The organism is Pedobacter sp. UBA5917 (assembly GCF_002432345.1).
Classification (GTDB): Bacteria; Bacteroidota; Bacteroidia; order Sphingobacteriales; family Sphingobacteriaceae; genus Pedobacter.
The window spans coordinates 1-3,994 of the sequence record NZ_DJDT01000232.1; the positions used below are offsets into that span (position 1 = coordinate 1).

The 3,994-nt window shown below is 40.8% G+C and carries 3 protein-coding genes; all 3 read right to left on the reverse strand.

The genetic code is table 11. From position 1 onward, the window contains the following. The coding region (locus B2V92_RS15505; RefSeq protein ID WP_293309728.1) for a TldD/PmbA family protein at positions 1–1,229 on the reverse strand (1,229 nt) is incomplete at its 3' end. A 423-nt stretch (positions 1,230–1,652) separates the two neighbouring features. Next, a complete protein-coding gene (locus B2V92_RS15510; protein WP_293309730.1) occupies positions 1,653–3,437 on the reverse strand; it encodes a hypothetical protein in 1,785 nt (594 codons plus the stop codon). Between the two features lie 2 nt (positions 3,438–3,439). Further along, the coding region (locus B2V92_RS15515; protein WP_293309732.1) for a hypothetical protein at positions 3,440–3,994 on the reverse strand (555 nt) is incomplete at its 5' end.

Below are 3,994 nucleotides of genomic sequence, written 5' to 3' on the forward strand. Positions count from 1 at the left end.
CAGCCCTGCGAGTAGCAGCAACCGTTTGATTCGGTTAAGCCGATAATGTGTGCCTGATCGCGTATGGCCTGATAACTTACCAGAACGCCATCTTTGATGAGATCCCATTTTTTGCATTTTACGCCTTCATCATCGTAACCTACGGCACCTAACGATCCAACCTGGGTTTTATCGGCCACAATGTTTACTTTATCGCTGCCGAATTTGAATTTTTTTGATTCCCATTTATCTAAAGTAAGGAAACTGGTACCTGCATAATTGGCTTCGTAGCCTAAAACGCGGTCGAGTTCGGTAGGGTGACCAACAGATTCGTGGATGGTTAACCAAAGGTGCGAAGGATCGAGTACGAGGTCGTATTTACCTGGTTCAACCGATTTTGCTTTTACTTTTTCATTGGCAACGCGGGCTGCTTCTTTCACATCTTCGAGCATATCGTAACGGTCTTTATAACGGGTTACGATGCCGTTAACTTTATCTTCGGGGCGAGCGTGCATATACTCATAACCCTTTCCACTTGGGGCGCTAAGCGCATTACGGGTTTTAAATTTACCCGATTCGCGATCAACCTTGGTTACATTAAAAGTAGGGTAGATGCGGTGAACATCCTGATCGATATAAGAACCATCGGTAGAGGCGAAGTATTTCTGCTCGTTAACGGCAAAAATAATAGAGTTTACAAAGTTGGCTCCATTCTGCATGGCTACATCGTTCACATTCAAAAGCAGGTCTACTTTTTCTTTTACGGGAACTTCGAAAGCATTGATTTCGATCGGTGTTTTCCAGCTTACTTCGCCATAACCTTTTTGAGGGGCGAGCTGCACAGGTTCTCCCTGTATTTTGGCATTGGCTTTTGCAACGGCAACAGCCTGTTCGGCCGCTTTGGCAATGGCATCTTTGGTTACATTGTTGGTTGCGGCAAAACCCCAGCATCCATTGGCCAAAACGCGGATACCCACGCCGTACGATTCGGTATTGGCAACACCTTGAACACGTTTTTCGCGGGTAGCTACAAATTGGTTCAAATAGCGCCCGATTCGGATATCGGCATAGGTTGCACCTTTCGATTTTGCAGCATTAAGGGCAACATCGGCCAGTTCCTTTTTAATTTTTACATCCACTCCATCAAGCGCCTGTAAAGGATCGATGGGCGTTCCGAATGCAGAAAGGTCGGGGAGGATTAAGGCACCCATACCCATTCCGGTTAAGTAGAGGAAATCTTTTCTTTTCAATTGGTTCAGTTTAGTTCGTTTACGTTCTCAATATAGCCAATTATGAGGCTAAAAAGATCAGATTCATTATAACATTTTAGTTTCAATGGGGGAAATAAGATATTTTTTAGTGAAAAGAGGTTTTTAACCACAGATGAACACAGATAAACACAGATTTTAACCTTATTTCTTAATTATTCCGTCATTTCGATCAGATAGCTATCGGATGTAGCTGCTGATTCTTCATTAGTAGTGGAATGGAGAAATCTATTAGAAGATGTTTTGTTATCAGATCTCTCCATTCCGCTTTGCTTCAGTCGAGATGACGAATCGCTGTAGATGCTAACGCTCGTTTCCAAACGAGTGCAGAAATAGCCCTACGATTTTATCGTTGTAAACGATATGTTATTAAACGCTCGTTAGAAACGAGCGTTAGCAACAATTTTAAACCGTCAAAATCCTTGCTTCATACCATAAAAAGGCAGCGGCAAGTAAAAACCCGGTAAAGAACCACCAGATAGATAATTCTTCTTTGATAACCACATCTTTTAGCTGCGTATTATTTTCGGTAACACCTGAATTCTTGATAAACTCACGCATCCCATTTAAAGTTTGCTGGTTTTTAAGCGTTTGCCAGTCAGTTTTTTCGTAAATATAAATAGGTTCGATGTTCTGGTTTATTTGCAAGTTTGTCCAGCCTGACTGTTGAGGCCAATAGAAAGCATCCCACTGAAAGGGAAGTTCCATGTTTTGCCGCGGACTTAACGCAATATTTTCCATTTTTAATGTTGGTATCTTGTCAGATGCTGCTAAATCGGTAATAATTCTTATTTTTTGGTTCACCGTTGGAAATTGGGGGAGGATGTTGATGGTTAAACTCTCGGTCCTCTTTTTTGCGGCGCTGGCTAAAAGTTTAGACCAATAGCTGGCATAATCTGTTTTTTGTCCGGAAAGTAGCCAATTATATGTTGAAGATAGGGTAGAAACCAATGTTTTGCCAGCGCCACTGATGCTGCTGTTTACCAACGTTTTTCCGCTTGCATCTGCAATAATGCTTTGGTCATGTTCGCCTGATTTCAAAAACAAAGCCTGCTCAATGGGCAATGGTTTAAATTTGGAATGATCTTCTATCAGGCTTAAATTTAAGGGTTTATCCTTTAAAGCAGGTGATTCGAAACGATTGAACCTGCCACTAAGTGTGGTTAAAGCTTTCGGACCTGAAACCCTAATGAGTAAGCCCATTCCGCTATTAACTGCAACATTTATTGAAGCCCTTTCATTTGGACTAATGGCTGCCAGTTCATCTTCATCAATAATCAGTATATCGAATTTTTTTAAGGTTGAAGCATTGATCTGATTAAGGTTTAAGCTGTCCATATTTAAAAAATCGGAAGCAAACTTATTTTTACTGATCTGACTTCTGAAAGCCAGTGGATATTGATTCTCGTATAGCCAGTTTTTCAGAAACTTGTACTCAAAATCAGGGAATGAAGCCAAAATCAGCACTTTCATTGGTGCTTGGTCGCCAACTTGTACAGGTATAGGCTCTTTAGTCAGGGTATCATTTTGTTGTAATGCAATGAGTTGATAAATGGCTTTTCCGCTTTGCTTTGGTGTGGTTTTAAAAGAAAAAATTTTGTTAGATTTTGCTCCAATCGTGGTAGAATCGGCTGTTTTACCCAGGCCTTTCAGTAAAAGTTTAACCGTTTTATTGGTGGTATTTTGATAAGTTCCCTGGACGGTAAGTGCATCGCTGGTTTTTAATTTCCCCTGCCAGTTGGCTGCAATAATGCCGTTTGGATTTGCTGAAGGATGAAAACTGAGTTTATAACCTTTAAGCTTTTCAAGCGCTGCCGGATCTAAACCATAACCGTAAATATCAAGTTTTTGGATATTGGGATTGGTTTTTAAGAAATAAGAAAGATCAGGAATGGTGATGGCCTTTATATTTTTTAGATCAACCGATGGCAGCGCATATTTTTTCCCTTTTAAGTTGGCAACAGAATCGGGATGGGTGCCTGCTGTTAATAAAATGATTTCATCGGCATGTTGTTGCAGGTGCGTTTCGTATTTAATGGGGACGATTAATAAGACAAAACAGCCAATAGCAATGAAATTGGCTAAAATACGCCATGATAACCTTGCTTTATTTGGCCTTTTTATCTCTTTATACAACAAAAAGCCTAGCAATAATAACGCAACCAGAATAGCGATGTATTTAAAGTCCATATCTATCTGCCCGCTTTGTTTAAATTGTTAAAATAATTCTGGTACAATGCCGAAGCCGGAGCAGCGCTTTGTGTTTGTGGTTTTGCCGGTTCGGTACCCATCATCTTTTGTATAGCCTGCTGAACGAGGTCTATATCTTTAACCATCAATTTATCTGCCGTGCTTAATTTTCTTAAACTGGTTAATGCATTTAAATAGGTAGATGGATTATCGGCTGCGGCACCGATCATATACTTTTCGGTTTCGCTTATTAAAAAGTGATCGTTTTCGGTAAATTTTTTGCCTGTTTTTCTGCTTTCCAGCAACGCAAGTGCAGTTTTTAGCGAAACTGTACGTTTTTCTTTCTGCTCCGAATTCATTTTCTGTACCGGTTGCGTAATCTTGTCGAGTTCGCCGCTTAAACGTTTCTCGGGTTTCAGGGCAGCAACCTTAACCGTGGTTTTGGCTACGTAGGCGCGAGATTTCTGTTGAAGATCTTTAAGCAGCCTCAAGGCTTTATATTCGTAAGGCAAAGCTTCCTGTGGTTTGTAGGTTCTTAAACGCAGCTCGGCATTCCA

Bases quoted from the DNA above. Each gene is read 5' to 3' on its own strand.
- B2V92_RS15510 (WP_293309730.1), bottom strand. From the start codon at position 3,437: ATGGACTTTAAATACATCGCTATTCTGGTTGCGTTATTATTGCTAGGC.